We start from the raw sequence: 26,308 nt of genomic DNA, 5'->3' as shown, positions 1-26,308 counted from the left end.
GAGACTATCGGCGCGGATACCCGCGATGTCGCGGTGGGGTGCAAAACTAATGCGATGCGGCTATATCGGGACCGGGCAGTGGTGCTGCGCCAGCATAAGCTCGGCGAAGCCGACCGGATCGTCACCCTGTTGACCCGCGATCACGGGTTGGTCCGCGCGGTGGCCAAAGGTGTCCGGCGCACCCGGAGCAAATTCGGCGCGCGCTTGGAGCCGTTCGCGCATATCGACGCGCAACTGCACCCCGGCCGCAACCTCGACGTCGTCACGCAGGTTGTCTCCATTGACGCGTTGGCCACCGATATCGTCGCCGATTACGGTCGGTACACCTGCGGGTGCGCGATGCTGGAAACCGCCGAACGCCTCGCCGGTGAGGAGCGGGCGCCCGCTCCTGCTCTGCACCGGCTCACGGTGGGCGCCTTGCGGGCGGTGGCTGATGGGCGGCGGCCTCGTGATCTCCTATTGGACGCGTATCTGCTGCGTGCCATGGGCATCGCCGGCTGGGCGCCGGCGTTGACCGAGTGCGCGCGCTGCGCTACACCCGGTCCGCATCGGGCGTTTCACATTGCCGCGGGGGGCAGTGTCTGCGCGCACTGCCGCCCGGCCGGCTCGACCACACCGCCACTGGGCGTGGTGGACCTGATGTCCGCGCTACACGATGGTGACTGGGAGGCAGCCGAGGCGGCACCGCAATCCCATCGCAGTTATGTCAGCGGGTTGGTGGCCGCGCACCTGCAATGGCATCTGGAACGGCAGCTCAAAACGTTGCCCCTGGTGGAGCGGTTTTACCAGGCCGATCGATCGGTTGCCGAACGGCGCGCCGCGCTGATCGGGCAGGATATGGCCTGTGGCTAGGGATGCGCGCAAGCCTAGGCCCACTGACTTCCCGCAGTTGCCCCCGGCCCCCGACGACTATCCGACCTTTCCCGACACGTCGACGTGGCCGGTTGTCTTCCCGGAGCTACCGCCGGCGTCCCATGGCGGCCCGCGCCGGCCGCCGCAGCACATTTCGAAAGCGGCTGCGCCGCGGATTCCGGCCGATCGGTTGCCCAACCATGTCGCCATCGTGATGGACGGGAATGGTCGCTGGGCCACCCAGCGTGGCCTGCCCCGCACCGACGGCCACCGGATGGGCGAGGCGGTGGTGATCGATATCGCTTGCGGTGCTGTCGAACTCGGGATCAAGTGGCTGAGCCTGTACGCCTTCTCCACCGAGAACTGGAAGCGTTCCACCGAGGAAGTCCGCTTCCTGATGGGCTTCAACCGCGACGTGGTGCGACGGCGTCGCGACATCCTCAACACGATGGGAGTCCGGATCCGGTGGGTGGGATCGCGGCCACGTCTGTGGCGCAGCGTCATCAACGAACTGGCGATCGCGGAGCAGGTGACGAAGAACAACGACGTCATCACCATCAACTACTGTGTCAACTACGGCGGTCGCACCGAGATCGCGGAAGCGACAAGGCAAATCGCTCGTGAGGTCGCCGCGGGCAGACTGAACCCGGACCGGATCACCGAATCCACCATCGGCCGTCACCTGCAGCGACCCGACATCCCCGATGTGGACCTATTTCTGCGGACCTCGGGTGAGCAGCGGTCGAGCAATTTCATGTTGTGGCAGTCGGCCTACGCTGAGTACATATTCCAGGACAAGCTGTGGCCGGACTATGACCGTCGCGACTTGTGGGCGGCCTGCGAGGAATACGCCTCGCGCAATCGACGATTCGGGAGCGCATAGTGTCATCCCTGCCGGAGCGGCTGGCATCAATACTGCGGGATGTCCTTCCCGCCGAGGAGGAACCCGACGGTGCGTTGACCGTCCGACATTCAGGTACGTTCGCCTCGTTGCGGGTGGTGAGCATCGTCGAAGACCTCGAGCTGGTGTCCCTTACCCAGGTATTGGCGTGGGATCTGCCGCTGACCAAGAAGGTTACCGATCAGGTGGCCAAGCAGGCACGCGACACCAACTTCGGCTCAGTGACCCTGCTGGAAAAGGTGGACGCGAATGCTGTGCAGCCCAACTCCGGCAAGGGTGGACCCAAAACCGCACCCAAGACCGCGGATGTGATCCTGCGATACAACTTTCCCGGCGCCGGCTTGACCGACGACGCGCTGCGCACGTTGATCCTTCTGGTGCTAGAGACGGGCGCCAAGGTACGCAGCGCGCTCGTTGGTTAGGACCGGCAATCGGAGCAGGTGCCGAAGATCTCGATCGTGTGGCTGACGTCGGAGAATCCATGTTTGGCGGCCACTTCCGCCGCCCACACCTCGACCTCGTGATCGCCCACTTCGATGGTGGAACCGCAGCTGCGGCACACCAGATGGTGGTGATGGTGCTCCGAGCATCTGCGGTAGACCGATTCACCGGTATCGGTGCGCAGCGTGTCGACCAATCCTGCGCCTGCCATCGACTGCAGCGTGCGGTAGACGGTGGTCAGGCCAATGTTCTCGCCCCGGCGGCGCAGTTCGTCGTGTAGTTCCTGGGCCGAGCGAAAGTCGTCGAGCGTCTCGAGCAGGGTCGAGATGGCTGCCCGTTGGCGGGTAGCGCGGCCACTAGCTCGGGTCACAGGCGCTGGTCCTCCTCGTCACTTCGTTCGTGCATCGTCGCCGGCTGTTGTCACCAGCGTCGCGCGCTCGGGCTACGGCGCGTCCTCGCCGGCGTGCGCGACCGCGTCGACGACGATGTGCGCGAGGTGATGGTCGGCAAGCCGGTACAGCACCTCTCGGCCCGATCGTTCCCCGGCGACCACGCCCGCCGCCTTAAGGATCTTCAGATGCTGGCTGACCAGCGGCTGGGGCACGCCGAGTGCGTCGACCAGTTCGTGTACGCAGCGTTGAGATTCGCGCAGTTGCAGCACGATCGCTATCCGCACTGGTGCGGCCAGCGCGCGCAACAACTCCCCGGCGGCGTCGAGGATCTCCCGCGGCGGTGGTGCGGGGAACGCTGGGCGTTCGGCGGCACCGTCCGCGGCATGCTCGTGACCGCCAACGAGATCGCTACCCACATCCAGGTGAGCGGCGGTCGGCGTCGGGGGGGAGGTCACCATATTGAAGTCTTCACCTCGAGAATTGCCGTACTGGGAATGATCTACCGGTCACCTCCACTGTCACATGCATGATGATGCATGTCAAAGGCAATAGGAGACCCAGGCCCCGATCGCTACCATGGCTGATGTTTTGCGCGCAGTGATTCAGCACCGCACGCGTCTGCCCGATCCCTCGAAGGGAGTGCACCACCACGTGGCGTCCGTCATTGATACCGTAGTCAACCTGGCCAAACGGCGAGGCTTCGTCTATCCCTCAGGCGAGATCTACGGCGGCACAAAATCGGCGTGGGACTACGGGCCGCTGGGCGTGGAGCTCAAGGAGAACATTAAGCGCCAGTGGTGGCGATCGGTGATCACCGGCCGCGACGACGTTGTCGGCATCGATTCGTCGATCATCCTGCCGCGTGAGGTGTGGGTGGCTTCCGGTCACATCGATGTGTTCCACGACCCGCTGGTCGAGTCGTTGATCACCCATAAGCGATACCGGGCCGACCATCTCATCGAGGCCTACGAAGCCAAACACGGGCACCCGCCGCCCAACGGGCTGGCCGACATTCGCGACCCGGAAACCGGCGAACCCGGCCAGTGGACCGAGCCACGCGAGTTCAACATGATGCTCAAGACGTACCTCGGGCCCATCGAGACCGAGGAGGGGTTGCACTATCTGCGCCCGGAAACCGCGCAGGGCATCTTCGTGAACTTTGCCAACGTGGTGACGACCGCGCGCAGGAAACCGCCGTTCGGTATTGGGCAGATCGGCAAGAGCTTCCGCAACGAGATCACTCCGGGCAACTTCATCTTCCGCACCCGCGAGTTCGAGCAGATGGAGATGGAGTTCTTCGTCGAGCCGTCGACGGCGAAAGAATGGCATCAGTACTGGATCGACACCCGGCTGCAATGGTACGTCGACCTGGGTATCCGGCGCGACAACCTGCGGTTGTGGGAGCACCCCAAGGACAAGTTGTCGCACTACTCCGACCGCACGGTCGACATCGAGTACAAGTTCGGCTTCATGGGCAATCCGTGGGGCGAGCTGGAGGGCGTTGCCAACCGAACTGATTTCGACTTATCAACGCACACAACGCATTCCGGCGTCGATCTGTCATACTACGACCAGGTCAACGACGTTCGCTACACCCCATACGTCATCGAACCGGCGGCCGGCTTGACTCGGTCGTTCATGGCGTTTTTGATCGACGCGTACACCGAGGACGAGGCCCCGAACACCAAGGGCGGGATGGATAAGCGTGTGGTGCTGCGGATGGACCCACGTCTGGCGCCGGTCAAGGCCGCGGTGTTGCCGCTGTCCCGGCATGCAGACCTGAGCCCGAAGGCCCGCGACTTGGCCGCCGAATTGCGGAAATGCTGGAACATCGATTTCGACGATGCCGGTGCTATCGGGCGACGCTACCGGCGCCAGGACGAGGTCGGTACGCCGTTCTGTGTGACGGTTGATTTCGATTCGCTTGAGGACAACGCCGTCACCGTGCGCGAGCGCGACGCCATGACGCAGGACCGGGTCGCGATGGGTAACGTCGCCGACTATCTGGCGGTGCGGCTCAAGGGCAGCTAGCAACCGCGCTTTGGTGTGGTGCGGTCGGCTTGTCGGATGGACCCGGGTGGTTGCTGGGTGGGCGGGTGGCGCGGTCGGTGGGGGTTGTCCGCGTGTCGTTTGTGGTAACGGGCGGGGGGGCGGTTGAGAATACTCCGTTAGAGGAGGGGCGGTCGTGGTGAATTTTTCGGTGTTGCCGCCGGAGATTAATTCGTTGCGGATGTTCTCTGGTGCGGGGTCGGGGCCGATGTTGGCGGCGTCGGTGGCTTGGGATGGGTTGGCGGCCGAGTTGGGGGTGGCGGCGGAGTCGTTTGGGTCGGTGACTTCGGGCCTAATCGCGGGGCCGGGTCAGGCGTGGCAGGGGGCGGCGGCGGCGGCGATGGCTGCGGCGGCGGCGCCGTATGCGGGGTGGTTGAGTGCGGCTTCGGCGCGGGCCGCGGGGGCTTCGGCGCAGGCTAAGACGGTGGCCAGTGTGTTTGAGGCGGCGCGGGCGGCCATGGTGCATCCGTTGGCGGTGGCGGCCAATCGCAGTGCGTTTGTGCAGCTGGTGATGTCGAACATATTTGGGCAGAATGCGCCGTTGATTGCGGCGGCTGAGGGCGTGTACGAGCAGATGTGGGCCGCCGATGTGGCCGCGATGGTGGGTTATCACGGTGGGGCATCGGCGGCGGCGTCGGCGTTGGCGCCGTGGCAGGGTTCGCTGCCGGGTTTGTCGGGTTTGGCCAGTGGTGCCGCCAACGCGCCGGCGGCCGCTGCACAAGGTCTTGCCGACCTGACCCTGAACTTGGGCCTCGGTAATATCGGCAGCTTCAACCTGGGTAGCGGAAACTTCGGCGATTGGAACCTGGGCAGCGGCAATTTCGGCAGTTTAAACGTGGGTAGCGGAAACTTCGGCGACGAGAACTGGGGCGGCGGAAACGTCGGAACCGGAAACACCGGCAGCGGGAACGCGGGTGACTATAACTTCGGCAGTGGAAACTTCGGCAGCGGAAATCTCGGCAGCGGTAATATCGGCAGCCTCAACTTGGGCGGCGGAAACTTCGGCACCCTCAACCTTGCCAGCGGAAATAACGGCGATGGCAACTTCGGCAGCGGGAACACCGGTGACTTCAACTTCGGCGGCGGAAATAACGGCACCCTTAACTTCGGGTTCGGCAATACCGGTGAATTCAATTTCGGCTTCGGAAACACGGGCAACAACAACATCGGCATCGGGATGACCGGCAATGGTCAGATCGGGATCCAACTGAACTCCGGCACCGGGAACATTGGCTTCGGAAACTCCGGCAACAACAATATTGGCTTCTTCAACTCGGGTGATGGAAACATCGGTTTCTTCAACTCGGGCAATGGCAACACCGGTTTCGGGAATGCGGGAAACATCAACACCGGTTTCTGGAACGCGGGCAGTTTAAATACGGGCTTCGGCAGTGCCGGCAACGGAAACCTCGGGATCTTCGACGGCGGAAACTCAAATTCGGGTAGTTTCAACGTGGGCTTTCAGAACACGGGTTTCGGAAATTCGGGCGCGGGAAACACCGGCTTCTTTAACGGCGGTGACTCGAACACCGGCTTCGCGAACGCGGGTAACGTCAACACCGGCTTCTTTAACGCTGGAGACATCAACACCGGTGGTTTCGATGGCGGCAGCCTCAACACCGGCTTCTTCAGTGCGCTCACCCAATCGGGCGCCAACTCGGGCTTCGGGAACCTGGGTACCGGCAACTCGGGTTGGGGGAACAGTGACCCCTCGGGCACCGGCAACTCCGGGTTCTTCAACACGGGTAACGGTAACTCGGGCTTCTCCAACGCCGGCCCCACCATGCTTCCCGGCTTCAACTCCGGGTTTGGCAACATTGGCTCTTTCAACGCAGGAATTGCAAACTCGGGTAACAACCTCGCCGGTATCTCCAACTCGGGCGACGACAGTTCGGGTGCCATTAATTCGGGCGACCAGAACTCCGGTGCTTTCAACACGGGCGTAGGACTTTCGGGATTCTTCAGGTAGCCGACATCTCCCCGGCCGGGTTGGGCGCGCCCGGCGTGATCTGCGCGGTTACGGTCCGTTCGCCGCGGTGACGCTTTTCGGTGTGGTGCGGTCGGCTTGTCGGATGGACCCGGGTGGTTGCTGGGTGGGCGGGTGGCGCGGTCGGTGGGGGTTGTCCGCGTGTCGTTTGTGGTAACGGGCGGGGGGGCGGTTGAGAATACTCCGTTAGAGGAGGGGCGGTCGTGGTGAATTTTTCGGTGTTGCCGCCGGAGATTAATTCGTTGCGGATGTTCTCTGGTGCGGGGTCGGGGCCGATGTTGGCGGCGTCGGTGGCTTGGGATGGGTTGGCGGCCGAGTTGGGGGTGGCGGCGGAGTCGTTTGGGTCGGTGACTTCGGGCCTAATCGCGGGGCCGGGTCAGGCGTGGCAGGGGGCGGCGGCGGCGGCGATGGCTGCGGCGGCGGCGCCGTATGCGGGGTGGTTGAGTGCGGCGGCGGCGCGGGCCGCGGGGGCTTCGGCGCAGGCTAAGACGGTGGCCAGTGTGTTTGAGGCGGCGCGGGCGGCCATGGTGCATCCGTTGGCGGTGGCGGCCAATCGCAACGCGTTTGTGCAGCTGGTGATGTCGAACATATTTGGGCAGAATGCGCCGTTGATTGCGGCGGCTGAGGGCGTGTACGAGCAGATGTGGGCCGCCGATGTGGCCGCGATGGTGGGTTATCACGGTGGGGCATCGGCGGCGGCGTCGGCGTTGGCGCCGTGGCAGGGTTCGCTGCCGGGTTTGTCGGGTCCGGTAGGTGGTGCGACACAGTCCAGCGCACCGGCGGTAACCGCCGAAGCGGTCGGCTCCGCCGTGCCTCCGCCGCTACAGGGCATCAACTTCGGATTTGGCAACATCGGCTCCCTCAATTTGGGCAGCGGAAATACCGGTGACACGAATGTTGGCAGCGGCAACATCGGCAACACCAACCTGGGCAGCGGAAACATCGGCAGCTTCAACCTGGGCAGCGGCAACCAGGGGGACATCAACCTAGGTAGCGGCAACGTTGGCAACCTCAACCTGGGCAGCGGAAACTTCGGCAGCCAAAACCTGGGCAGCGGCAACATCGGCAGCACCAACCTGGGCAGCGGCAACATCGGCAATACCAACGTGGGCAGCGGAAACATCGGTGACACGAACTTCGGCAACGGAAACACCGGTACCTTCAACGTGGGCAGCGGGAACGCCGGTAGTAACAACATCGGCTTCGGCAACACCGGCAGCGGGAATTTTGGTTTCGGGAACACGGGCAACAACAACTTCGGCATCGGGATTACCGGCGATAATCAGTTCGGCATCCACGGACTGAACTCGGGTACCGGAAATTTCGGTTTCGGGAACTCGGGTACCGGAAACATCGGATTCTTCAACTCCGGTACCGGCAACGTAGGCTTCGGGAACTCCGGTATCGGGAATACCGGCTTCGGGAACGCCGGCAACGTCAATACGGGATTCTGGAGCGGTGGCAGCACAAACACAGGTTTCGCCAACGCCGGTACCGGCAACACCGGCTTTTTCGATGCGGGCGACTACAACTTCGGCAGCTTTAACGCCGGCAACGAAAATTCGAGCTTTGGGAATTCGGGCAGCGGCAACAGTGGATTCCTCAATGCTGGCGACATCAACTCCGGCTTTGGCAATGCGGGTGATGTCAATACTGGTTTGGGAAACTCGGGTAACACCAACACGGGTGGGTTTAATGCCGGCACCCTCAATACGGGCTTCTTCAGTGCGGTGACCCAAGCCGGCCCGAACTCGGGCTTCTTCAACGTCGGCACCGGAAACTCCGGTTTCGGGCACAACGACCCGGCCGGCAATGGCAACTCGGGAATTCAGAACTCGGGTTTCGGCAACTCGGGTTATGTCAACACCAGCACCACAAGCATGTTTGGCGGTAACTCAGGCGTGCTCAACACCGGCTACGGCAATGCGGGCTTCTATAACGCGGCTGTCAACAACACCGGTATTTACGTGACGGGCGTCGTGAGTTCGGGATTTTTCAATTTCGGGACTGGCAACTCCGGCCTGCTGGTCACGGGCACTGGGCTTTCGGGTTTCTTCAAGAACTTGTTCTGATAGCGGTGCGGTCGGGTTTCGTGGCGCGGCATAGTTGAGATCGTCGTTCCCGCCCGATCGGTGTTTAGCCGTTCGTTGGCTTAGCACGATCACTGGGCGACGTGTCGATGGCTGGCGGCGGCCCGAACCTCTGACCTGGGAATATCGCGAGCTGTCCGGGCGTGGATAGCGGCGCCGGCCGGCACGGCGGCTGCCTCGCTGCGTCCGCAAGCCGAGGCAGTTGCCCATGTTTCACAGTTGTCTAGACACCTGTCTGGTCGGCCGGCGGAGGTGATGCGCTGGTGCCAGCCGCTCATGCCGAATTCATGAATAAGGTTTTGGTGAAACTGCGGATTTTCGGTGTGGATTGTCTTACGATCCGCCCGTGGGTTGGTTTGTGTCTACCGAGTGGTGGTCGGAGCCGTTGATGCGGCTGGCTGGTTTGGGGTAGTGATGATTTTGGACTTTTCGTGGTTGCCGCCGGAGATCAACTCGGCGCGGATATATGCCGGTGCGGGGTCGGGGCCGTTGTTCATGGCGGCGGCGGCTTGGGAGGGATTGGGAGCGGATTTGCGGGCCTCGGCGTCCTCGTTTGATTCGGTGATTGCCGGGTTGGCCAGTGGGCCGTGGGCGGGTCCGGCGTCGGTGGCGATGGCGGGGGCGGCGGCGCCGTATGTGGGTTGGCTTAGCGCGGCGGCCGGGCAGGCGGAGGCGTCGGCGGGTCAGGCTCGCGCGGCGGCGACGGTGTTTGAGGCGGCATTGTCGGCCACGGTGCATCCGGCGGCGGTGACGTCGAATCGGGTGTTGCTGGGGGCGTTGGTGGCGACCAACATCTTGGGGCAGAACACGCCGGCGATTGCGGCCACCGAGTTCGATTACGTGGAGATGTGGGCGCAGGATGTGGGCGCAATGGTGGGCTATCACGCGGGAGCGTCGGCGGTGGCCGCGACGTTGACGCCGTTTGCTGCGCCACCGCTGGATTTGGCGGGGTTGGCGACCCAGGTCGGTGCTCAGGTTGGCGCGCAGCTGACCGGGATGGCGACGACGGCCTCGGCCGCGTTGTCCCCGATCGCGCAGGGTGCGGCGGCGGCGTTGCCGGGTGTGGTGGCCGGGGCGCAGTCGGTGGCCTCGGCGGTGCCGGTGGAGACGGTGATGGGGGCGGCGCAGGCGGTGGCGATGCCGGCCAGCATGCTGATTGGGCCGATGATGCAGCTGGGGCAATCGGCGGGCATGGGTACCGGGTTGGCTGGTGCTGAGGCCGCGGGGTTGGCCGCTGCGGATATGCCGAAGTTTGCCGGTGATCTCGCCCCGATGAACGGCCTGGGCGGTGCCGGCGGCGTGGGGGCGGGAATGGCCGCGGAACTGGGTAAGGCGCGGTTGGTGGGAGCGATGTCGGTGCCGCCGACCTGGGAGGGATCGATGCCGGCGCGGATGGCCAGCTCGGCGATGGCCGGTTTGGGAGCCATGCCTGCTGAGGCGCCGGCGGTCGGCGGCCCCATGGGGATGATGCCGATGCCGATGGGCATGGGCGGTGCCGGGGCGGGCATGCCGGGCGGGATGATGGGCCGCGGTGGTGCAAATCCGAATGTGGTGCAGGCGCGGCCCAGTGTGGTACCGCGGGTTGGGGTCGGATAGGGCGGAGGTGATCGGTCGGGGTCTTCCCGTTGGCCATGTTGGGGCACGTTGATATTGATGTGATCAGTCGACTGTGGAAGGGAGCGGTGTGGTGGCTACTCGGTTTATGACCGATCCGCATGCGATGCGGGCCATGGCGGGGCGGTTTGAGGTGCATGCGCAGACGGTTGAGGATGAGGCGCGGCGGATGTGGGCGTCGTCGCAGAACATTTCTGGTGCCGGTTGGAGCGGGTTGGCTGAGGCGACGTCGTTGGACACGATGACTCAGATGAATCAGGCGTTCCGCAATATTGTGAACATGTTGCACGGCGTGCGCGACGGGTTGGTCCGCGACGCGAATAATTACGAGCAGCAAGAGCAGGCGTCGCAGCAGATTTTGAGCAGCTAGAAAGGGCTTGGGCAATGACGATTAATTACCAGTTTGGTGATGTGGATGCCCACGGGGCGATGATTCGGGCTCAGGCGGCGGCGTTGGAGGCCGAGCATCAGGCGATTGTGCGCGACGTGTTGGCGGCCGGGGATTTCTGGGGTGGTGCCGGGTCGGTGGCCTGCCAGGAGTTCATCACCGCGTTGGGTCGCAATTTCTCGGTGATCTATCAGCAGGCCAACGCCCACGGGCAAAAGGTGCAGAGCGCCGGTAGCAACATGGCCCAAACCGATTCCGCGGTGGGATCTAGCTGGGCTTAGCTATTCACGAGCTGACTGCGACGAGCGAGGTCACGGGCGCGGGTAACACGGGGGGTCGTGTTACCCGCGCCCTCGGCATATCAACACCTCCGAGTACTCCCGGCCGAGTAATCAGGAACTGCACGAGCGCGGTAATTGCCCTGATGCGGTCATTTTCGGGCGAAATGCACTACACTGCTAAGACTTTCGCCGAGCCCGTTGGTCGGCGTATTGGTCCGGACTCGTCGGTTTGCTCTCGATTCGACAATGCGCAGCGGTAGTAGGATTTCTTGCATGCCGCTGGCAACCGGCGCCGTATTCGCTGGCTACCACATTGTCCGATTGTTGGGCTCGGGGGCAAGCGGTGAGGTTTATCTTGCCCAGCACCCGAGACTGCCACGGTGTGATGCCCTCAAAATCATTTCCGCGGAATTTGTGGCTGACGCCGACTTCCGCGAGCGATTCACCAGAGAAGCCGATACGGTCGCGACGCTGTTTCACCCCCATATCGTGGCGGTGCATGATCGCGGGGAGTTCGAAGGCCGGCTGTGGATCGCGATGAGCTACGTCGATGGCACCGATGCCGCACAGCTGATGAGCGATCGGTTTCCAGCCGGGATGCCACCCGACGATGTGTGCGCCATCGTCACCGCGGTGGCAGAGGCGCTCGACTATGCCAACCACCGGGGCCTCTTGCATCGTGACGTCAAGCCCGCCAACATCTTGCTCGCCCATCCGGTTGACGGCAGGCGGCAGATTCTGTTGGCAGACTTCGGCATCGTTCGGCCACTAGGCGATGTCGGTGGGTTGACGGCGACGAATTTTGCGCTGGGAACGCTGGCCTACGCCGCACCTGAGCAGCTGATGGGCGCACGTATCGACGGCCGCGCCGATCAGTACGGGCTGGCCGCCACCACTTTTCACCTGCTCACCGGCGCCCCGCCGTTCCAGGTTGCCAATCCCTTGGCGGTCATCGGCCGGCATCTGAGCGGCGGTCCGCCCCGGCTCAGCGAGCGGCGCCCCGAGTTGGCGCATCTTGATGCGGTGATGGCGAAAGCGTTGTCCAAGGAGCCCGCCGACCGGTTCAGCCGGTGCCGGGATTTTGCGGCAGCACTCGGCCGGCGCGCCTCGGCAAGCTCGGTCAACTCGGTCGGAGGTCGCGTGCCGACAACGCGCCGGCGTCCGGGCACCGCGACCGAGTTCGATCCAGATCCCGCGCGGGCGGACCCGTTCGACTCAATTGTTGGCGAACTTGCGCAGGCGGGCTTCGTCGACGTGAGCGAGGTGGGACGCGGTGGCTTCGGCGTGGTCTATCGATGTGTACAACCGCAGCTGGGCCGCCCGGTGGCGGTAAAGGTACTGACCACCAGCTTCGACCGCACCAACTACGAGCGGTTTCGTCGCGAGGTATATGTGATGGGGCGGGTGTCCGGCCATCCCAACATTGCCGCGATCTTGCATGTCGGTGCCCTCGCGAGTGGTCGGCCCTACCTCGTGATGCCGTTCTATCCGGGGCATTCGTTGGATGCTCTGGTGCGGCGCGGCGGAGCGTGCGACTGGGCCTGGGCCCTACGCGTCGGGGTAAAGCTGGCCGGCGCGCTGGAAACCGCACACGCTGCCGGGATACTTCATCACGACGTCAAGCCCGCGAACGTACTGCTCACCGCATACTCCGAACCGCAACTGACCGACTTCGGCATCGCGCGCCTCGTGGGCGGATTTGAAACCGGCAGTGGAAGAAGTGTCACCGGTTCGCTGGCCTTTGCCGCGCCGGAGGTGCTGGCCGGCGCGACACCGAGTGTCGCGACCGATGTCTATAGTCTGGGCGCCACACTGTTCAACCTGGTAGCCGGCCACGCGGCCTTCGAACGCCAGCCGGGTGAGGAGGCGGTGGCGCAGTTCCTGCGGATCACTACTCATGAACCCCCGATGCTGCTTGGCCGGGATGTGCCGGCCGGCCTGGCGCAGCTCCTCAAGCGGGTGATGGCCCGAGACCCCGTCATACGGCCGGCCAGTGCCGCGGAGTTTGGAACGCTGCTGCGCGGCCTGCAGCGCGAGCACGGGATCCCGCCCGATGAGATGGCCATTCCTGCGACATCGACCGGACCCGCCGCGGTGGTTGGGCTGCAGACTTCGCTTCGTGACGACGAGCGGTGGTCTATGCGAACCACGAGCGTCGACGGCATACCCGCAGAAGTTGATGCGTTGCCCGCCCATCCGCAGCTGCCCAAACCCCTGACGACGTTCGTCGGGCGGCGCCGCGAGCTCGATGAGGTGATCGCACTGCTGGGCGGGGACGCCCGGTTGGTCACGCTGACCGGTCCGGGCGGCGTCGGCAAGACCCGGCTGGCCGTGCACGTTGCCACCCAACTCGAATCGTCGCTCCCCGGCGGCGTCTGGTTCGTCGAACTGGGGAATGTCCCCGAGGCCGATCACCTCATCGACGTGATCGCCGATGCACTGTCGCTCGGCGAGCAGCCTGGGCCGGCAAAGAACCCCACCCAAGACCTGGCCCGGCGGTTGGTCCGGTCGTTGGGCGCCCGCCGGGCGCTGATCGTGCTGGACAATTGCGAGCACCTGATAGATGTCTGCGGCCCCTTGATAGAGCAGCTGCTGAGTGCGGTGCCGGACTTGCAACTGCTAGTGACCAGTCAGCAGGTCCTTGGCATTGCCGGCGAGCACATCTACGCGGTCGCACCGCTGTCATTGCCCGATCCCAGCGACATCGACGACGATCCCGCCACCCTCGCCCGCCTGATGGAGCACGAGGCCATCCGGTTGTTCATCGACCGGGCTAGGGCCGTGGTGCCCGGCTTCACGATGACGGCGCAGGAGCGATTGAACGTGGCCCGGTTGTGCGCCCAGCTCGACGGCATGCCGTTGGTGATCGAGCTGGCTGCCGCCCGGTTGCGCACATTTGGAGTCACCACCTTGCTGCAGATCATCAGGGATCGGTTCCGGTTGCTTTCCACGGGCAGCAGCGCAGCACAGCCAAGCCACCGCACACTACAGGCGCTGGTCGACTGGAGCTATCACTTGCTCACCCCCGGTGAGCGTGAAATATGGCTTGCTACTTCACTTTTCGCGGGTGAGTTCAATGCGGAGGCGGTAGTCGAGCTGTGTGTCGGGCCGTCGTTGAGCGCCCAAGATGTTCGTTTGCTTCTCGCGTCGCTGATCGACAAATCGATGGTGGTCAGCACGCCGCGAAATGGGATCCAGCGATATCGCTTGCTGGTCACACTTCGGGCGTACGCGGCCGAACGATTGGCGGAGTCTGGCCATCGACATGAAGTTGTTGAGCGGTACGTCAAGCGCTACTTGCGCATCGCTGAGGAACTCGGCCGCGGCTGGTTCAGTGCGCGGCAGGTCGAGTTGTTCAACGAGGTCCACGAGAAGCGTGAAAATCTCCGTGCCGCTTTGGCGTACTGCCAGAGTGACGACAGGTTGGCCGAGATCGGTGCGAGGATCGTCACGTCCCTGCACTACTACTGGTTGGCCAGCACCACTTTGACCGAGAGTCGCCGGTGGCTCGTCGAGGTCGCCGATTCCGACGCTCAAGCCCCTTCGATTCGGGCGCGGGCGCTGTGGCATGCCGGCTTCACCGCGGTGATCCAGAACGATCTCGATATCGCGGAGCAATATGCCAGTGCTGCATGCGAATTGGCGGCCCAGTGCGGGGATCACTCGGCCGAAGGATACGCGAACCTAGTGCTCGGGCTGGCCACGATCGGTCGCAACGACGTGAGCACCGGAATCGCCGCCTACCAGCGGGCGCTTCAGTGCCACCGGGCCGAACAGGATCCGGAGGGCGTCGTCGCCACCACATCGGCGTTGATCACCGCACTCGCGGCGTCAGGCGACGCGGAACTCGCTCTGCGGATGTGGCAGGAAGCGGTTGCCATTTGCGAACGGGTGGGTGAACGATGGCATCTGGCGTATCTGATGTTCGCCCGGGGCTTGTTCCAATACTTCGCCGGTGATTACGACCAGGCGGCGGCCGCGCAGTTGGAGTCATTGCGGCTGTCCAGGCCCTTCGCCGACCGGATTGTCGTTGCGTTCGCTCTGGAGCTGCTGGCGTGGACCTCGGCGCAGCGCGGCGACTACGAGCTGGCCGCAAAAAGGTTGGGTGCTGCTGCCGAGAGCTGGGCCAGCGGTGATATTTCGGTCGTTCGCTACGGGACGTTGACCTCGCAGCGGCGCGCGGTGGACATGCTGATTCGTCAGCATCTTGGCGAGGACCGGATGGCCGAGCTTCGCGAACAAGGCAGCAGGCTCGGCGCTGAAGCGGCTGTTGCCGAAGCGCTCGGTTAGGCGTGGCCCATTCCGCTGGCCATGAGGAAGGCCCCGAGCATGGCGATGACGACGGCGAAGACCTGTTGGCGGCGGGATTTCACCCAGCAGTGCACCGCAGACAGCACCTGGCCGGTCTTTGCCGGCGCCGTCAGTTGGCTGGCGAGCGGGAACTCAACAAAAGCCAGCGCCACAACGGTATACATCCCCGCCGCGGTGAGCTGCGTGCTCACCGCGGCGCCCGAGGCCACGATGGCGGTGAGTGCCGCCAAGAACCTGAGGTCCGCCAACATCCCAACGCCAAGTATGAACGCCACCCGAAGTGGCCTGGTCTGCAGCGCGTCCTGGGCTCGCGTCGACAATCTCGACACGGCGGTCGACGTCAGCACCCGCAGGTGGGACGGATGAGCGCAGGGCACTGCGGCTCGCGCCCGCAGGCGTGGCGAGCAACCAATCGTGACACCGGCGATCAGCAGTGCCAGCACACCCATCGCGATTTGAATGTGCCCGGCGGATGAGCTCGCGGTGGCAAGTTGCACCCGGTGCATCACTGCAAGCGTGACGTCACGCAGCCCGAAGAGCACACCAACAGCCAGGGCGATACTCGTTGCCAGGCCCCCGAGCCAGAACGCGACCAGATGACGCACCGGACGGGGCCCCGAGGACAACAGAACACTGATCCCGATCCGGACGGGGTCAGCCGTCGCCACCAGAGCCAATACCAGGACCGTGGTCCACACGGCATGGACGCTACATCGGCGGCGCGGGTTATGTCTGCGCCAAATAGGATATTGATTTATCGATAGCGACAGAGTGCGACAGCCGATTGTCTTTCTGGCGCGTGAGTAAGATTATCGGCGGGCGATCGCCATATGGGCGACGGCGCGATAGCCGGTCGCTGACCTCGAACTATCCGGTGCCTTAAGCGCCGAAACGAGGTAGGAAAATCGGCTCCATAAAGTTTCCGTTAGGAATGTGGGATTCAATAAGTTTTTTCGCCGCCGGGGTTGCCAGCGGCTGCAAGGAGGCTCAGCGGCAGTCTTGGTGACGGCGCCCCTCCCGAACGGTTCCAGCGCCATGCGGGGTGCGGCACGGCCGTGTTTTCCAGATGCGTGTACGCCGTCATCCGCTGGTGCCCAGGGGGTTTGGGAGGTCGGTGCCCGGCCCCTTGACGGCGCCGTGACGGGGTGAATTCCAACCGGCCCGCGCAATCCGATCGACATCACGGCATGGGGCACCCGCCGCGCCCAAACAGTGCAGTTGCGTTTGCTGCCAGGGAAATCCGCTTGCGACACGCCGGTTGGCATATCGCGATCGATGACCGTCGTAACTATAACGTGATCTGGAGTGTTTGCAGGGAGGCAGGTTAGGTGAGCGCTCGCCCATTCCTCGGAATGTCACGCCGAGACTTTTTGGCCAAGCTCACCGGCGCAGGCGCCGCGGCGTTCCTGATGGACTGGGCCGCTCCGGTGATCGAAAAGGCTTACGGGGCCGGGCCGTGCGGTGGTCATTTGACCGACATCGAGCACATCGTGCTGTTGATGCAGGAGAACCGTTCATTCGATCACTACTTCGGAACGCTTTCGAGCACCAATGGGTTCAACACCGCATCGCCAGCATTCCAACAAATGGGTTGGAACCCAATGACACAGGCGTTGGACCCTGCCGGGGTCACCATTCCGTTCCGCCTGGACACCACCCGAGGCCCCTTCGTGGATGGCGAGTGCGTCAACGACCCCGAGCACCAGTGGATCGGGATGCACCTGTCATGGAACGGCGGCGCCAACGACAACTGGCTACCGGCGCAAGCGACCACCCGCGCGGGCCCCTATGTCCCGATGACAATGGGTTTCTATACGCGCCAGGACATCCCGATCCACCATTTGCTGGCGGACACGTTCACGGTATGCGACGGCTACTATTGCTCGGCACTGACGGGCACCCTGCCCAACCGGCTCTACTGGCTAAGCGCCAACATCGACCCCGCCGGCACCAATGGTGGACCGCAACTGGTAGAGCCCGGCTTCCTGCCGCTGCAGGAGTACAGCTGGCGCATCATGCCGGAGAACCTTGAAGATGCCGGGGTCAGCTGGAAGGTGTACCAGAACAAGGATTTTGGGCGATTCATTAACACCCCAATCAGCAACAACGGTCTGGTGCAGGCCTTCAAACAGTCCGCGAATCCGAGGTCGAACCTGGCCCGCTACGGTATCAACCCGACCTACCCTGGGGACTTCGCGGACGATGTCAGGGCCAACCGGTTGCCCAAGGTCTCCTGGTTGGTGCCGAATATCCTACAGTCCGAACATCCCGCCCTGCCGGTAGCGCTAGGTGCGGTGTCCATGGTGACCGCGCTGCGGATATTGCTGTCCAATCCGGCGGTCTGGGAAAAGACCGCACTGATCGTCAGCTACGACGAAAACGGCGGCTTTTTCGACCACGTGACACCGCCCACCGCCCCGCCGGGGACGCCCGGCGAATTTGTCACTGTCCCCGACATCGACGCAGTTTCTGGGTCCGGTGGCATCCGCGGCCCGATCGGTCTTGGCTTTCGCGTCCCCTGCTTGGTCATTTCCCCGTACAGCCGCGGCCCCCTGATGCTCTCCGACACGTTCGACCACACCTCCCAGTTGAAGTTGATTCGCGCGCGGTTCGGCGTGCCGGTTCCTAACCTGACCGCCTGGCGCGACGGTGTGGTCGGCGATATGACCTCAGCGTTCAACTTTGCGACTCCGCCGAATTCGACCAGACCTAACTTGAGTCATCCATTGCTGGCGGCGGTGCCGAAACTGCCGCAGTGCATCCCCAACGTGGTATTGGGAACCACGAACGGCGCGTTGCCGAGCATTCCTTATCGGGTGCCCTTTCCGCAGTCGATGCCGACCCAGGAAACCACGCCTGTCCGGGGGGTTCCCAGCGGGCCCTGCACCTGAATATCTCCGTCGTGGAATTGTCCGCAATGTGCGAGCAAATCCCGCCACAAGCCACGACACGCCGGTCGGCATGTCCATGGCTGATCGCGGGCGTAACTATACCGTGATCAGCAATGGCCGAACGGGGCCGTCGAGGAGGGCGCGTGGGGAGCGAACATCCAGTCGACGGAATGACCCGTCGACAATTTTTTGCCAAAGCGGCCGCCGCCACCAGTGCTGGGGCATTCCTGTCCTTGGCTGGTCCGATAATCGAAAAGGCTTACGGGGCCGGGCCCTGCGGTGGTCATTTGACCGACATCGAACACATCGTGTTGTTGATGCAGGAGAATCGTTCCTTCGACCACTACTTCGGCACGCTTTCTGACACCCGTGGGTTCGACGACACCACCCCGCCGCTGGTATTCGCGCAGCAGGGCTGGAACCCGATGACGCAGGCGGTCGACCCCGCCGGCACCACCCTCCCGTACCGCTTCGACACCACGCGGGGCCCGCTGGTCGCCGGCGAATGCGTCAACGACCCGGACCACAGCTGGATTGGCATGCACCAGTCATGGAACGGCGGTGCCAACGACAATTGGCTGCCAACGCAGACTCAGTTCAGTCCGCTGGCCGGCAACGTGCCGGTGACCATGGGTTTCTACACGCGCCGCGACCTTCCCATCCACTATCTGCTGGCCGATACCTTCACGATTTGCGACCACTACTTTTGTTCGCTGCTGGGCGGGACCACCCCCAACCGGCTGTACTGGATGAGCGCCTGGATCGACCCCGCCGGCACCAACGGTGGGCCGGTGCTGATCGAACCCACCGTCCAACCGCTGCAGCATTACAGCTGGCGCATCATGCCGGAGAACCTCGAAGATGCCGCCATCAGCTGGAAGGTCTACCAGAACAAGTTGCTGGGGGCCATCAACAACACCATCATCGGCTACAACGGGCTGGTTAATGACTTCAAGCAGGCCGCCGATCCGAGGTCGAATCTGGCCCGGTTTGGCATCGCACCGACCTACCCGTTGGACTTCGCCGCCGACGTCAGAGCCAACCGGCTGCCCAAGGTTTCCTGGGTGCTGCCCGGGTTTCTGCTATCGGAACATCCGGCATTCCCGGTGAACATCGGTGCCGTCGCGATCGTCGACGTGCTGCGGATTTTGCTGTCCAACCCGGCGGTGTGGGAAAAGACCGCGCTGATCGTCAACTATGACGAAAACGGCGGGTTCTTCGACCACGTCGTACCGCCGACACCGCCGGCCGGGACTCCCGGCGAATTTGTCACGGTCCCCGACATCAACTCGGTGCCGGGGTCCGGTGGCATCCGCGGGCCGATCGGTCTGGGCTTTCGTGTCCCCTGTTTCGTCATTTCGCCCTACAGCCGCGGCCCACTTATGGCCAATGAAGTCTTTGACCACACGTCAACGCTGAAATTGATCAGCGCGCGGTTCGGCGTCCCGGTGCCCAACATCAGCGCCTGGCGGGACGCGACGGTCGGCGATATGACGTCGGCATTCAACTTTGCCGCCCCGCCGAATCCGTCGAAACCCAATCTGGACCACCCGCGGCTGAACGCGATTCCGAAGCTGCCGCAGTGCGTTCCCAACGTGGTCTTGGGATCGACGACGAAGACGGCAATTCCCTATCGAGTCCCGTTCCCGCAATCGATGCCCACCCAAGAAACCGCGCCCACCCGAGGGATTCCCAGCGGACTTTGCTGATCCACATTTGGCGAATGGCCCCGACGGTGAGCTGGAATACGCGAAGGAGAGCCGGTGTGGTGAGCCAAGGTGCATTCGCCGGAATGTCGCGCCGCGAATTCCTGGCTAAGGCTACTGGTACCGGTGCAGCGGCGCTTCTGATGGACTGGGCCGCACCGGTGATCGAAAAGGCCTATGGGGCCGGTCCCTGTTCGGGTCAGTTGACCGATATCGAGCACATCGTGCTGTGCCTACAGGAAAACAGGTCGTTCGATCACTACTTCGGCACACTTTCTGCTATCGATGGGTTCGATACCCCGACGCCGCTATTCCAGCAACGGGGCTGGAATCCGCAGACGCAGGCACTGGACCCCGCCGGCATTACGTTGCCCTACCGCATCGATACCACCAGGGGTCCCAACGGGGTGGGCGAGTGCGTCAACGACCCCGACCACCAGTGGATCGCGGCGCACCTGTCGTGGAACGGCGGCGCCAACGACGGCTGGCTGCCGGCACAGGCGAGGACCCGGTCGGTAGCCAATACGCCCGTGGTGATGGGCTACTACGCACGTCCCGACATACCGATCCACTACCTGCTGGCCGACACGTTCACGATCTGCGATCAGTATCACTCGTCGCTGCTGGGCGGGACCATGCCCAACCGGCTCTACTGGATCAGCGGCACGGTCAATCCAGACGGGGATCAAGGCGGGCCTCAGATAGTCGAGCCCGCCATCCAGCCGAAATTGACATTCACCTGGCGCCTCATGCCGCAAAACCTCAGCGACGCGGGGATCAGTTGGAAGGTGTACAACAGCAAGCTACTCGGGGGCCTCAACGACACATCTTTGAGCCGCAACGGGTATGTGGGCAGTTTCAAGCAGGCCGCAGACCCGAGGTCGGACCTGGCCCGCTATGGCATCGCCCCGACCTACCCCTGGGATTTCGTCCGCGACGTCATGAACAACAAGCTGCCCCAGGTCTCATGGGTCGTCCCGTTGACCGTCGAGTCCGAACATCCCTCCTTCCCGGTGGCGGTCGGTGCGGTGACGATCGTGAATCTGATCAGGGCGTTGTTACGCAATCCGGCGGTGTGGGAGAAAACCGCGCTGATCATCGCTTATGACGAGCATGGTGGCTTCTTCGACCACGTCACACCGCCCACCGCGCCGGAGGGCACACCCGGCGAATGGATTCCCAACAGCGTTGACATTAACAAGGTCGACGGCTCCGGCGGCATACGTGGGCCGATCGGTCTGGGCTTTCGCGTCCCCTGTTTCGTCATTTCGCCCTACAGTCGCGGCGGGCTGATGGTCCACGATCGGTTCGACCACACATCCCAGCTGCAGTTGATCGGCAAGCGCTTCGGGGTGCCGGTCCCAAACTTGACGCCCTGGCGGGCCAGTGTGACCGCCGATATGACGTCGGTATTCAACTTCGCGGTCCCGCCCGATCCCTCGCCGCCCAATCTGGACCGTCCGGTCCGGCAACTGCCGAAGGTCGCCAACTGCGTGCCGAATGTCGTGTTGGGCTTCTTGAACGAGGGGCTGCCTTATCGGGTGCCCTTCCCACAGATAACGCCGGTCCAGGAATCCGGGCCCGCCCGCGGGATTCCCAGCGGCATCTGTTAGCTGATGGCGGCAGAGCAAATGATTGGTTGGGTCGAACTCCAACCCCAGGCGGCCGACCGGTTTCATGGTGTGCGCCGGGATCGTCCGAGTCGGTTGGTCCGGAAGCGTCGTCGTGGCACCGAAATCAGAAAACTCGGGATATTGTGCGTGGATTGTCATACGATGCTGAGAGCTTGGTGGTGCTTTTTGCCTCCGAGTGTGGGTGTGTTGAGACTCGGGACTGGAAGGGAACAGCGTGCTATTGCCACTGGGTCCGCCCTTGCCGCCCGACGCAGTCTCGGCGAAACGGGCTGAGTCGGGGATGCTCGGCGGGTTGTCGGTTCCGCTCAGCTGGGGAGTGGCCGTGCCACCCGACGACTATGACCATTGGGCGCCGCAACCGGAGGAAGGTGCCGATGTCGATGTCCAGGCCGCCGAGGGGGCGGACGCAGAGGCCGCAGGCATGGACGAGTGGGATGAGTGGCAGGCGTGGCGAGAGTGGGAAGCCGAGAATGCTGAACCTCGCTTTGAAATGCCACGCAGCAGCAGCAGCGTGATTCCGAATTCTCCGGCGGCCGGCTAAGAGAGGGGGCAAAGACTGTCGTTGTTTCACCGGTGATCGGCGGTCTCGGTGCTCTCGTGGCCGGCGATGGCAACAGTCAATCTGCAACACAAGTCGCAGGTAGTCCCAGGTAATTAGGTCCAGGTAACAAGGAGACAAGGCAAGATGGCAACACGTTTTATGACGGATCCCCACGCGATGCGGGACATGGCGGGCCGCTTTGAGGTGCACGCCCAGACGGTCGAGGACGAGGCCCGCAGGATGTGGGCGTCCGCGCAGAACATTTCCGGTGCGGGCTGGAGCGGCATGGCGGAGGCGACCTCGCTGGACACCATGACCCAGATGAATCAAGCGTTCCGCAACATCGTGAACATGCTGCACGGGGTGCGCGACGGGCTGGTTCGTGACGCCAACAACTACGAGCAGCAAGAGCAGGCTTCCCAGCAGATTCTCGGCAGTTAACTTTGATCGCGGCGAAAGCCGCTGCAGCGCAATAACTTTCACAAGCTAAGGAGAACAGGTTCGATGACGATCAACTATCAGTTCGGCGATGTCGACGCCCACGGTGCCATGATCCGGGCACAGGCCGCATCGCTTGAAGCGGAGCACCAGGCCATTGTTCGCGATGTATTGGTTGCGGGGGACTTCTGGGGCGGCGCCGGTTCGGTGGCGTGCCAGGAGTTCATTACCCAGCTGGGTCGCAACTTCCAGGTGATCTACGAGCAGGCCAACGCCCACGGGCAGAAGGTGCAGGCCGCCGGCAGCAACATGGCGCAAACCGACAGCGCCGTCGGCTCCAGCTGGGCCTGAGGCGGATCGAAGCAGACTCGGTCTGCGACTGCGCACGCCAGCGTGCGGGGAAACCCGTGCGCTGGCGTGCGCAGTTTTATGCCGTCAGACCGGGGCAGACGGTGCCGTATGCGGGCCTAGAACCGCCCTCCGCCCCCAAAGAACCCGCCGTCGGAACTGCCCGGTGCGGTCGAGGAACCGCCGAACGAGGTGGGGCTCCACCCACCCAACCCGCCTCTGGCGCCTCCGCTGAGTAGGTCGCCGATGATGATGCCACCGAGGATCGCGCCGGCGTTGCTGCCGCCGCGACTGGTGTAGGCGCGCTGGGCCGATTGCACGTCGGCATTGGCCAGCGCCTGCGCGTGTGCGGCCAGCGTCGAGGCCCCGTTGGCGTAGGTGATCGCTTCGGTCAGGTTGCTCGATTTCTGCTCATGTGCGGCTTGCAGCTGGCGTTTCGCCTCGGCGAGCCGGGTGCGGGCCTCGGGCCCGATACTGCCGCGGCGGGTGTCGATGTAATCCGAGACGGCGCGCACCCGCGACTCGGCGGTGAACAGCGCCTGTTCGAACGAACGGTTGAGCCGATCGGCGTTTGCCCGCTCTTCGGCCAGGGTGGTCAGGAGCCGGTCCAGGTCAGCGTCGGCCTTCGTTAGCTGGGCAAATACCGCCAGCGGATCAACGGCTCCGCCACCGCGTGCGCGGTCGAGGGCCCTGGCCGCCGCATCGCGGGCCGCGATCAGGTCACCGGTGTGGGCGGACTGCGGCTTTTGCGCCTGGTGTAGGAGTTCATTGGCGCGTTTGATGCCCGCCTGGATGTCGGCTACCACCGAGGGCAGCGAGTCGACGGCGTGCCGGATATCGGTGGCCGCGCTATCCACCGCATCGAGCAGCGCCCGGGCCTGCCCGAGCGCCGACTCGGCGGCACGGACGGCATCCACCAGGCCGGTCTGTTGTCCGCTCACCGCCTGGGCGGCCAGATTACGGGCCGCGCTGATGTTGCGGTCGGCAAACGCCAGCCGCTCGGTGGCCGTGGTGGGGTTGCCGGCGATCGACGCTAGCGCCGCAGCATCGAATTCGTTGTGCAGCTCCGCTAGCCGCTGTTCGGTCGGGCCGATCCGGGTGGTGAGTTCGACGTAGCGCTGGGTGAGCAGATCGAGCCGGGCCGGGGCGTTGATCACCAAATCGCGCAGCTTCTCGAAGGCCTCGGTTTGCGAGGTGAGTTCGCGGTCGGCGTTCGCCGCCGACACGATCACTCGGGTGAGTAGTTCACGCCGCTGCATCGGCGTCTCGGGTGTGCTGTCGTCCAGTTGTTGGCGCACGGTGAACGCCTGGGACAGAGCCGCTTTGGCGTTGTTCACCGCTTGGGTAAACGGTGCCGTTCGTTGTTCGCCGAACTCATCGATCGCGAGCGCGAGCTCGTTGGAGCTGGTGCGCAACGCATTGTCGACGCTCACCACCATCGACCTGGAGAGGTCATCGAGGGCATCCAGTGGCACGGCGGCCAGCGCCACCTGGTCGGTGGGGTCGACGCGTCGTGCCGCGGCCAGCGCGTCGACGCGCCGCCGGCGGCTGCGGTAGCGCATCACGACCAGCAGGATCGCCACGGCGATGACGATGAGGCCAAGCGCCACCAGCAACAACACCCGATTGGACGAGCTGGGTGACCTGTCGAGTCCGTTCGCCGCCGCAATGGCCGCACCGCCGTAGTCGCCGTCGTGCAGCGCAGGTTCGATCTGATTGCGCCGGAGGTTGGCGACCTGACTTTCGCTGATGCCCGGCAACGTGGATGGCACCAGGAAGGCATAGGCACGATCGACGGTGGCCACGGCCAGCAGCGCGTCATAGTTACCCAACTCGCTGGTCCGCATAGTGCGCTGCGCCCAGTTGACCGCACTCTGTCCGGAGAAGTTGTCAACGTAGACCACCCACAGCCGGATGCGGCGATCGGTGTAGAGCCGGTCGACGGCTGACTTCACCGCGGTGCGACCGGAATCAGTCAGCACGCCAGCATTGTCGGTCACGTAGGCCGACAGCCGGAACGGTGGTTGCGCGTCGGCGGGCGGCGCCAGCAGGAGGCCGGTGATAAGTACTGTCAGGATCACGCCGAGCGGGCGAGCGATACGCATATCGTCAATTTAGACGGCCTCCCTGGCAGACTGTGGGTCGGTGAGCACCAGTGAGCACGACCCCTACGACGACTTCGACCGCCAGCGGCGGGTACCCGAAGCGCCGAAGACTGCGGGTCTGCCGGGCACGGAGGACCTGCACCGCCCCGACTTCGCCCGGGACCGGGCCCGGGTGCTACATAGCGCCGCGCTGCGCCGGCTGGCCGACAAGACACAGGTTGTCGGACCCCGGGAAGGTGACACTCCGCGCACCCGGCTGACCCACTCGTTGGAAGTGGCCCAGATTGGGCGCGGAATGGCGATCGGGCTGGGCTGCGACCTAGACCTGGTCGAACTGGCCGGTCTGGCCCACGACATCGGGCACCCACCCTACGGGCACAACGGTGAGCGGGCGCTCGATGAAGTCGCGGCCCACCACGGCGGTTTCGAAGGCAACGCGCAGAATTTCCGCATCCTGACCAGCCTAGAGCCCAAAGTTCTTGATGCACAGGGACTTAGTGCGGGGCTGAACCTGACTCGCGCGTCGCTGGACGCGGTCACCAAGTATCCGTGGACGCGTGGTGACCGGCTCGAGGACGGGCGAGGCAAGTTCGGTTTCTACGATGACGACCGCGAATCGGCGGCGTGGGTCCGGCACGGTGCCCCCGCGGATCGGATCTGTCTGGAAGCCCAGGTGATGGACTGGGCCGACGATGTCGCGTATTCGGTACACGATGTGGAGGACGGCGTCGTCTCCGAACGCATCGACCTGCGCGTGCTCGCCGCCGACGAGGACGCTGCCGCGTTGGCGAAGTTGGGGGAGCGCGAATTCTCCCGGGTGAGCGCCGACGAGTTGATGGCGGCCGCGCGGCGGCTGTCGGGGCTGCCGGTGGTGGCCGCGGTCGGCAAGTATGACGCCACCTTGTCGGCGTCGGTCGCGCTCAAGCGGTTGACCAGCGAGCTGGTTGGCCGGTTTGTCTCGGCCGCGATCGCGACCACCCGCGCGGCGGCCGGTCCCGGGCGGCTGGTGCGCTACCAGGCCAACCTGCGGGTGCCCGACCTGGTGCGCGCCGAGGTCGCGCTACTGAAAATCCTGGCGCTGCAGTTCATCATGTCCGACCCTCGGCATCTGGAAACGCAGGCCCGGCAGCGCGAACGTATCCACCGGGTGGCGCACTGGCTGTACGCGGGGGCACCGCAGACGCTCGACCCGTTTTTTGCCGCGGTGTTCAACACCGCCGCCGACGATGGAGCCCGATTGCGGGTCGTCGTCGATCAGATCGCCTCCTACACCGAGGGCCGGTTGGAACGCATCGACGCCGATCGGCTTGGTGTCAACAGGAACGCTTTAGACTGAGCC

21 protein-coding genes are annotated in these 26,308 nt (G+C 64.1%); 17 read left to right on the top strand and 4 right to left on the bottom strand.

The genetic code is table 11. The features are described from left to right. The first annotated feature begins 54 nt into the window (after positions 1-54). Genes recO through AADZ55_RS15165 form a run of 3 tightly spaced genes read left to right on the top strand, consistent with a single transcriptional unit; the run spans position 55 to position 2,175 of the window. Positions 55-852 carry a DNA repair protein RecO gene (recO, locus tag AADZ55_RS15175; protein ID WP_085326993.1) on the top strand — a complete coding sequence of 266 codons (798 nt, stop codon included), beginning with the start codon at positions 55-57 and terminating at the stop codon, positions 850-852. Beyond that, the gene (locus AADZ55_RS15170; RefSeq protein WP_085326994.1) at positions 845-1,735 is read left to right on the top strand and encodes a decaprenyl diphosphate synthase; all 891 of its coding nucleotides are present in this window, start codon (positions 845-847) and stop codon (positions 1,733-1,735) included. The genes recO and AADZ55_RS15170 overlap by 8 nt, the downstream gene beginning before the upstream one ends. After that, a complete protein-coding gene (locus AADZ55_RS15165) occupies positions 1,735-2,175 on the top strand; it encodes a hypothetical protein (RefSeq protein ID WP_085326995.1) in 441 nt (146 codons plus the stop codon). The genes AADZ55_RS15170 and AADZ55_RS15165 overlap by 1 nt, the downstream gene beginning before the upstream one ends. Here the strand turns inward: AADZ55_RS15165 and AADZ55_RS15160 are convergent. After that, positions 2,172-2,564, bottom strand: coding sequence for a Fur family transcriptional regulator (locus AADZ55_RS15160; RefSeq protein WP_085326996.1), 393 nt, complete (start codon positions 2,562-2,564; stop codon positions 2,172-2,174). The two genes, AADZ55_RS15165 and AADZ55_RS15160, sit on opposite strands and share 4 nt — an antisense overlap. 72 nt (positions 2,565-2,636) lie before the next feature. After that, positions 2,637-3,044, bottom strand: a complete 408-nt coding sequence (locus AADZ55_RS15155) for an ArsR/SmtB family transcription factor (protein WP_085326997.1) — start codon at positions 3,042-3,044, stop codon at positions 2,637-2,639. 181 nt (positions 3,045-3,225) lie between these two features. Between AADZ55_RS15155 and AADZ55_RS15150 the strand changes: the two genes are divergently transcribed. From AADZ55_RS15150 to AADZ55_RS15120, 7 genes are all read left to right on the top strand, one after another. Continuing rightward, entirely contained in the window at positions 3,226-4,617 is a 1,392-nt protein-coding gene (locus tag AADZ55_RS15150) for a glycine--tRNA ligase (RefSeq protein ID WP_085326999.1), read from the top strand. 154 nt (positions 4,618-4,771) lie between these two features. After that, entirely contained in the window at positions 4,772-6,604 is a 1,833-nt protein-coding gene (locus AADZ55_RS15145) for a PPE family protein (protein WP_341286205.1), read from the top strand. Positions 6,605-6,825: 221 nt separating this feature from the next. Continuing rightward, positions 6,826-8,694 (top strand): PPE family protein, encoded by a 1,869-nt coding sequence (locus AADZ55_RS15140; protein WP_341286204.1) that lies wholly within the window; start codon positions 6,826-6,828, stop codon positions 8,692-8,694. Positions 8,695-9,126: 432 nt separating this feature from the next. Further along, positions 9,127-10,308 (top strand): PPE family protein, encoded by a 1,182-nt coding sequence (locus AADZ55_RS15135; RefSeq protein ID WP_085327325.1) that lies wholly within the window; start codon positions 9,127-9,129, stop codon positions 10,306-10,308. A gap of 91 nt (positions 10,309-10,399) precedes the next feature. Then, positions 10,400-10,696 (top strand): type VII secretion system ESX-5 protein EsxJ, encoded by a 297-nt coding sequence (gene esxJ, locus AADZ55_RS15130; protein ID WP_085327324.1) that lies wholly within the window; start codon positions 10,400-10,402, stop codon positions 10,694-10,696. 14 nt (positions 10,697-10,710) lie between these two features. Further along, positions 10,711-10,995, top strand: coding sequence for a WXG100 family type VII secretion target (locus AADZ55_RS15125; RefSeq protein ID WP_085327321.1), 285 nt, complete (start codon positions 10,711-10,713; stop codon positions 10,993-10,995). A 273-nt stretch (positions 10,996-11,268) separates the two neighbouring features. Then, the gene (locus AADZ55_RS15120; protein ID WP_165759459.1) at positions 11,269-15,285 is read left to right on the top strand and encodes a protein kinase domain-containing protein; all 4,017 of its coding nucleotides are present in this window, start codon (positions 11,269-11,271) and stop codon (positions 15,283-15,285) included. Here AADZ55_RS15120 and AADZ55_RS15115 read toward each other — a convergent pair. After that, complete coding sequence (locus tag AADZ55_RS15115) at positions 15,282-16,004, bottom strand: GAP family protein (protein ID WP_207569168.1); 723 nt, start codon at positions 16,002-16,004, stop codon at positions 15,282-15,284. The genes AADZ55_RS15120 and AADZ55_RS15115 overlap by 4 nt on opposite strands. A 654-nt stretch (positions 16,005-16,658) precedes the next feature. Between AADZ55_RS15115 and AADZ55_RS15110 the strand changes: the two genes are divergently transcribed. The 6 genes from AADZ55_RS15110 to AADZ55_RS15085 all read left to right on the top strand — a co-directional run bounded on the left by AADZ55_RS15110 (position 16,659) and on the right by AADZ55_RS15085 (position 22,867). Next, entirely contained in the window at positions 16,659-18,197 is a 1,539-nt protein-coding gene (locus AADZ55_RS15110) for a phospholipase C (protein WP_085327319.1), read from the top strand. Between the two features lie 170 nt (positions 18,198-18,367). Then, positions 18,368-19,906: a phospholipase C gene (locus AADZ55_RS15105; RefSeq protein ID WP_085327318.1), complete on the top strand. Its 1,539-nt coding sequence runs from the start codon at positions 18,368-18,370 to the stop codon at positions 19,904-19,906. A gap of 83 nt (positions 19,907-19,989) precedes the next feature. Beyond that, complete coding sequence (locus tag AADZ55_RS15100; RefSeq protein ID WP_085327317.1) at positions 19,990-21,516, top strand: alkaline phosphatase family protein; 1,527 nt, start codon at positions 19,990-19,992, stop codon at positions 21,514-21,516. Between the two features lie 235 nt (positions 21,517-21,751). Continuing rightward, positions 21,752-22,078, top strand: a complete 327-nt coding sequence (locus AADZ55_RS15095; RefSeq protein ID WP_085327316.1) for a hypothetical protein — start codon at positions 21,752-21,754, stop codon at positions 22,076-22,078. A gap of 144 nt (positions 22,079-22,222) precedes the next feature. Further along, positions 22,223-22,519, top strand: coding sequence for a type VII secretion system ESX-5 protein EsxJ (esxJ, locus tag AADZ55_RS15090; protein ID WP_085327315.1), 297 nt, complete (start codon positions 22,223-22,225; stop codon positions 22,517-22,519). Between the two features lie 63 nt (positions 22,520-22,582). Then, positions 22,583-22,867, top strand: a complete 285-nt coding sequence (locus AADZ55_RS15085; protein WP_085327314.1) for a WXG100 family type VII secretion target — start codon at positions 22,583-22,585, stop codon at positions 22,865-22,867. A 116-nt stretch (positions 22,868-22,983) separates the two neighbouring features. Here AADZ55_RS15085 and AADZ55_RS15080 read toward each other — a convergent pair whose 3' ends face one another. Beyond that, on the bottom strand, positions 22,984-24,969 hold the full coding sequence (locus AADZ55_RS15080) for a TPM domain-containing protein (protein WP_085327313.1): 1,986 nt from the start codon (positions 24,967-24,969) through the stop codon (positions 22,984-22,986). 40 nt (positions 24,970-25,009) lie between these two features. Here AADZ55_RS15080 and AADZ55_RS15075 point away from each other — a divergent pair, with 40 nt between their 5' ends. After that, positions 25,010-26,305: a deoxyguanosinetriphosphate triphosphohydrolase gene (locus AADZ55_RS15075; protein WP_085327312.1), complete on the top strand. Its 1,296-nt coding sequence runs from the start codon at positions 25,010-25,012 to the stop codon at positions 26,303-26,305. Positions 26,306-26,308 lie beyond the last annotated feature (3 nt).

Source organism: Mycobacterium decipiens (assembly GCF_963853665.1).
Classification (GTDB): Bacteria; Actinomycetota; Actinomycetes; order Mycobacteriales; family Mycobacteriaceae; genus Mycobacterium; species Mycobacterium decipiens.
This window is presented reverse-complemented; position numbering and strand designations above follow the sequence as displayed.

What these genes read in the sequence shown, in the direction of transcription:
- recO (WP_085326993.1), top strand. Translation starts at nt 55, where the DNA reads ATGCGGCTATATCGGGACCGGGCAGTGGTGCTGCGCCAGCATAAGCTC.
- AADZ55_RS15155 (WP_085326997.1), bottom strand. Translation starts at nt 3,044, where the DNA reads ATGGTGACCTCCCCCCCGACGCCGACCGCCGCTCACCTGGATGTGGGT.
- AADZ55_RS15135 (WP_085327325.1), top strand. Translation starts at nt 9,127, where the DNA reads ATGATTTTGGACTTTTCGTGGTTGCCGCCGGAGATCAACTCGGCGCGG.
- AADZ55_RS15125 (WP_085327321.1), top strand. Translation starts at nt 10,711, where the DNA reads ATGACGATTAATTACCAGTTTGGTGATGTGGATGCCCACGGGGCGATG.
- AADZ55_RS15120 (WP_165759459.1), top strand. Translation starts at nt 11,269, where the DNA reads ATGCCGCTGGCAACCGGCGCCGTATTCGCTGGCTACCACATTGTCCGA.
- AADZ55_RS15110 (WP_085327319.1), top strand. Translation starts at nt 16,659, where the DNA reads ATGTCACGCCGAGACTTTTTGGCCAAGCTCACCGGCGCAGGCGCCGCG.
- AADZ55_RS15105 (WP_085327318.1), top strand. Translation starts at nt 18,368, where the DNA reads ATGACCCGTCGACAATTTTTTGCCAAAGCGGCCGCCGCCACCAGTGCT.
- AADZ55_RS15100 (WP_085327317.1), top strand. Translation starts at nt 19,990, where the DNA reads ATGTCGCGCCGCGAATTCCTGGCTAAGGCTACTGGTACCGGTGCAGCG.
- esxJ (WP_085327315.1), top strand. Translation starts at nt 22,223, where the DNA reads ATGGCAACACGTTTTATGACGGATCCCCACGCGATGCGGGACATGGCG.
- AADZ55_RS15085 (WP_085327314.1), top strand. Translation starts at nt 22,583, where the DNA reads ATGACGATCAACTATCAGTTCGGCGATGTCGACGCCCACGGTGCCATG.
- AADZ55_RS15080 (WP_085327313.1), bottom strand. Translation starts at nt 24,969, where the DNA reads ATGCGTATCGCTCGCCCGCTCGGCGTGATCCTGACAGTACTTATCACC.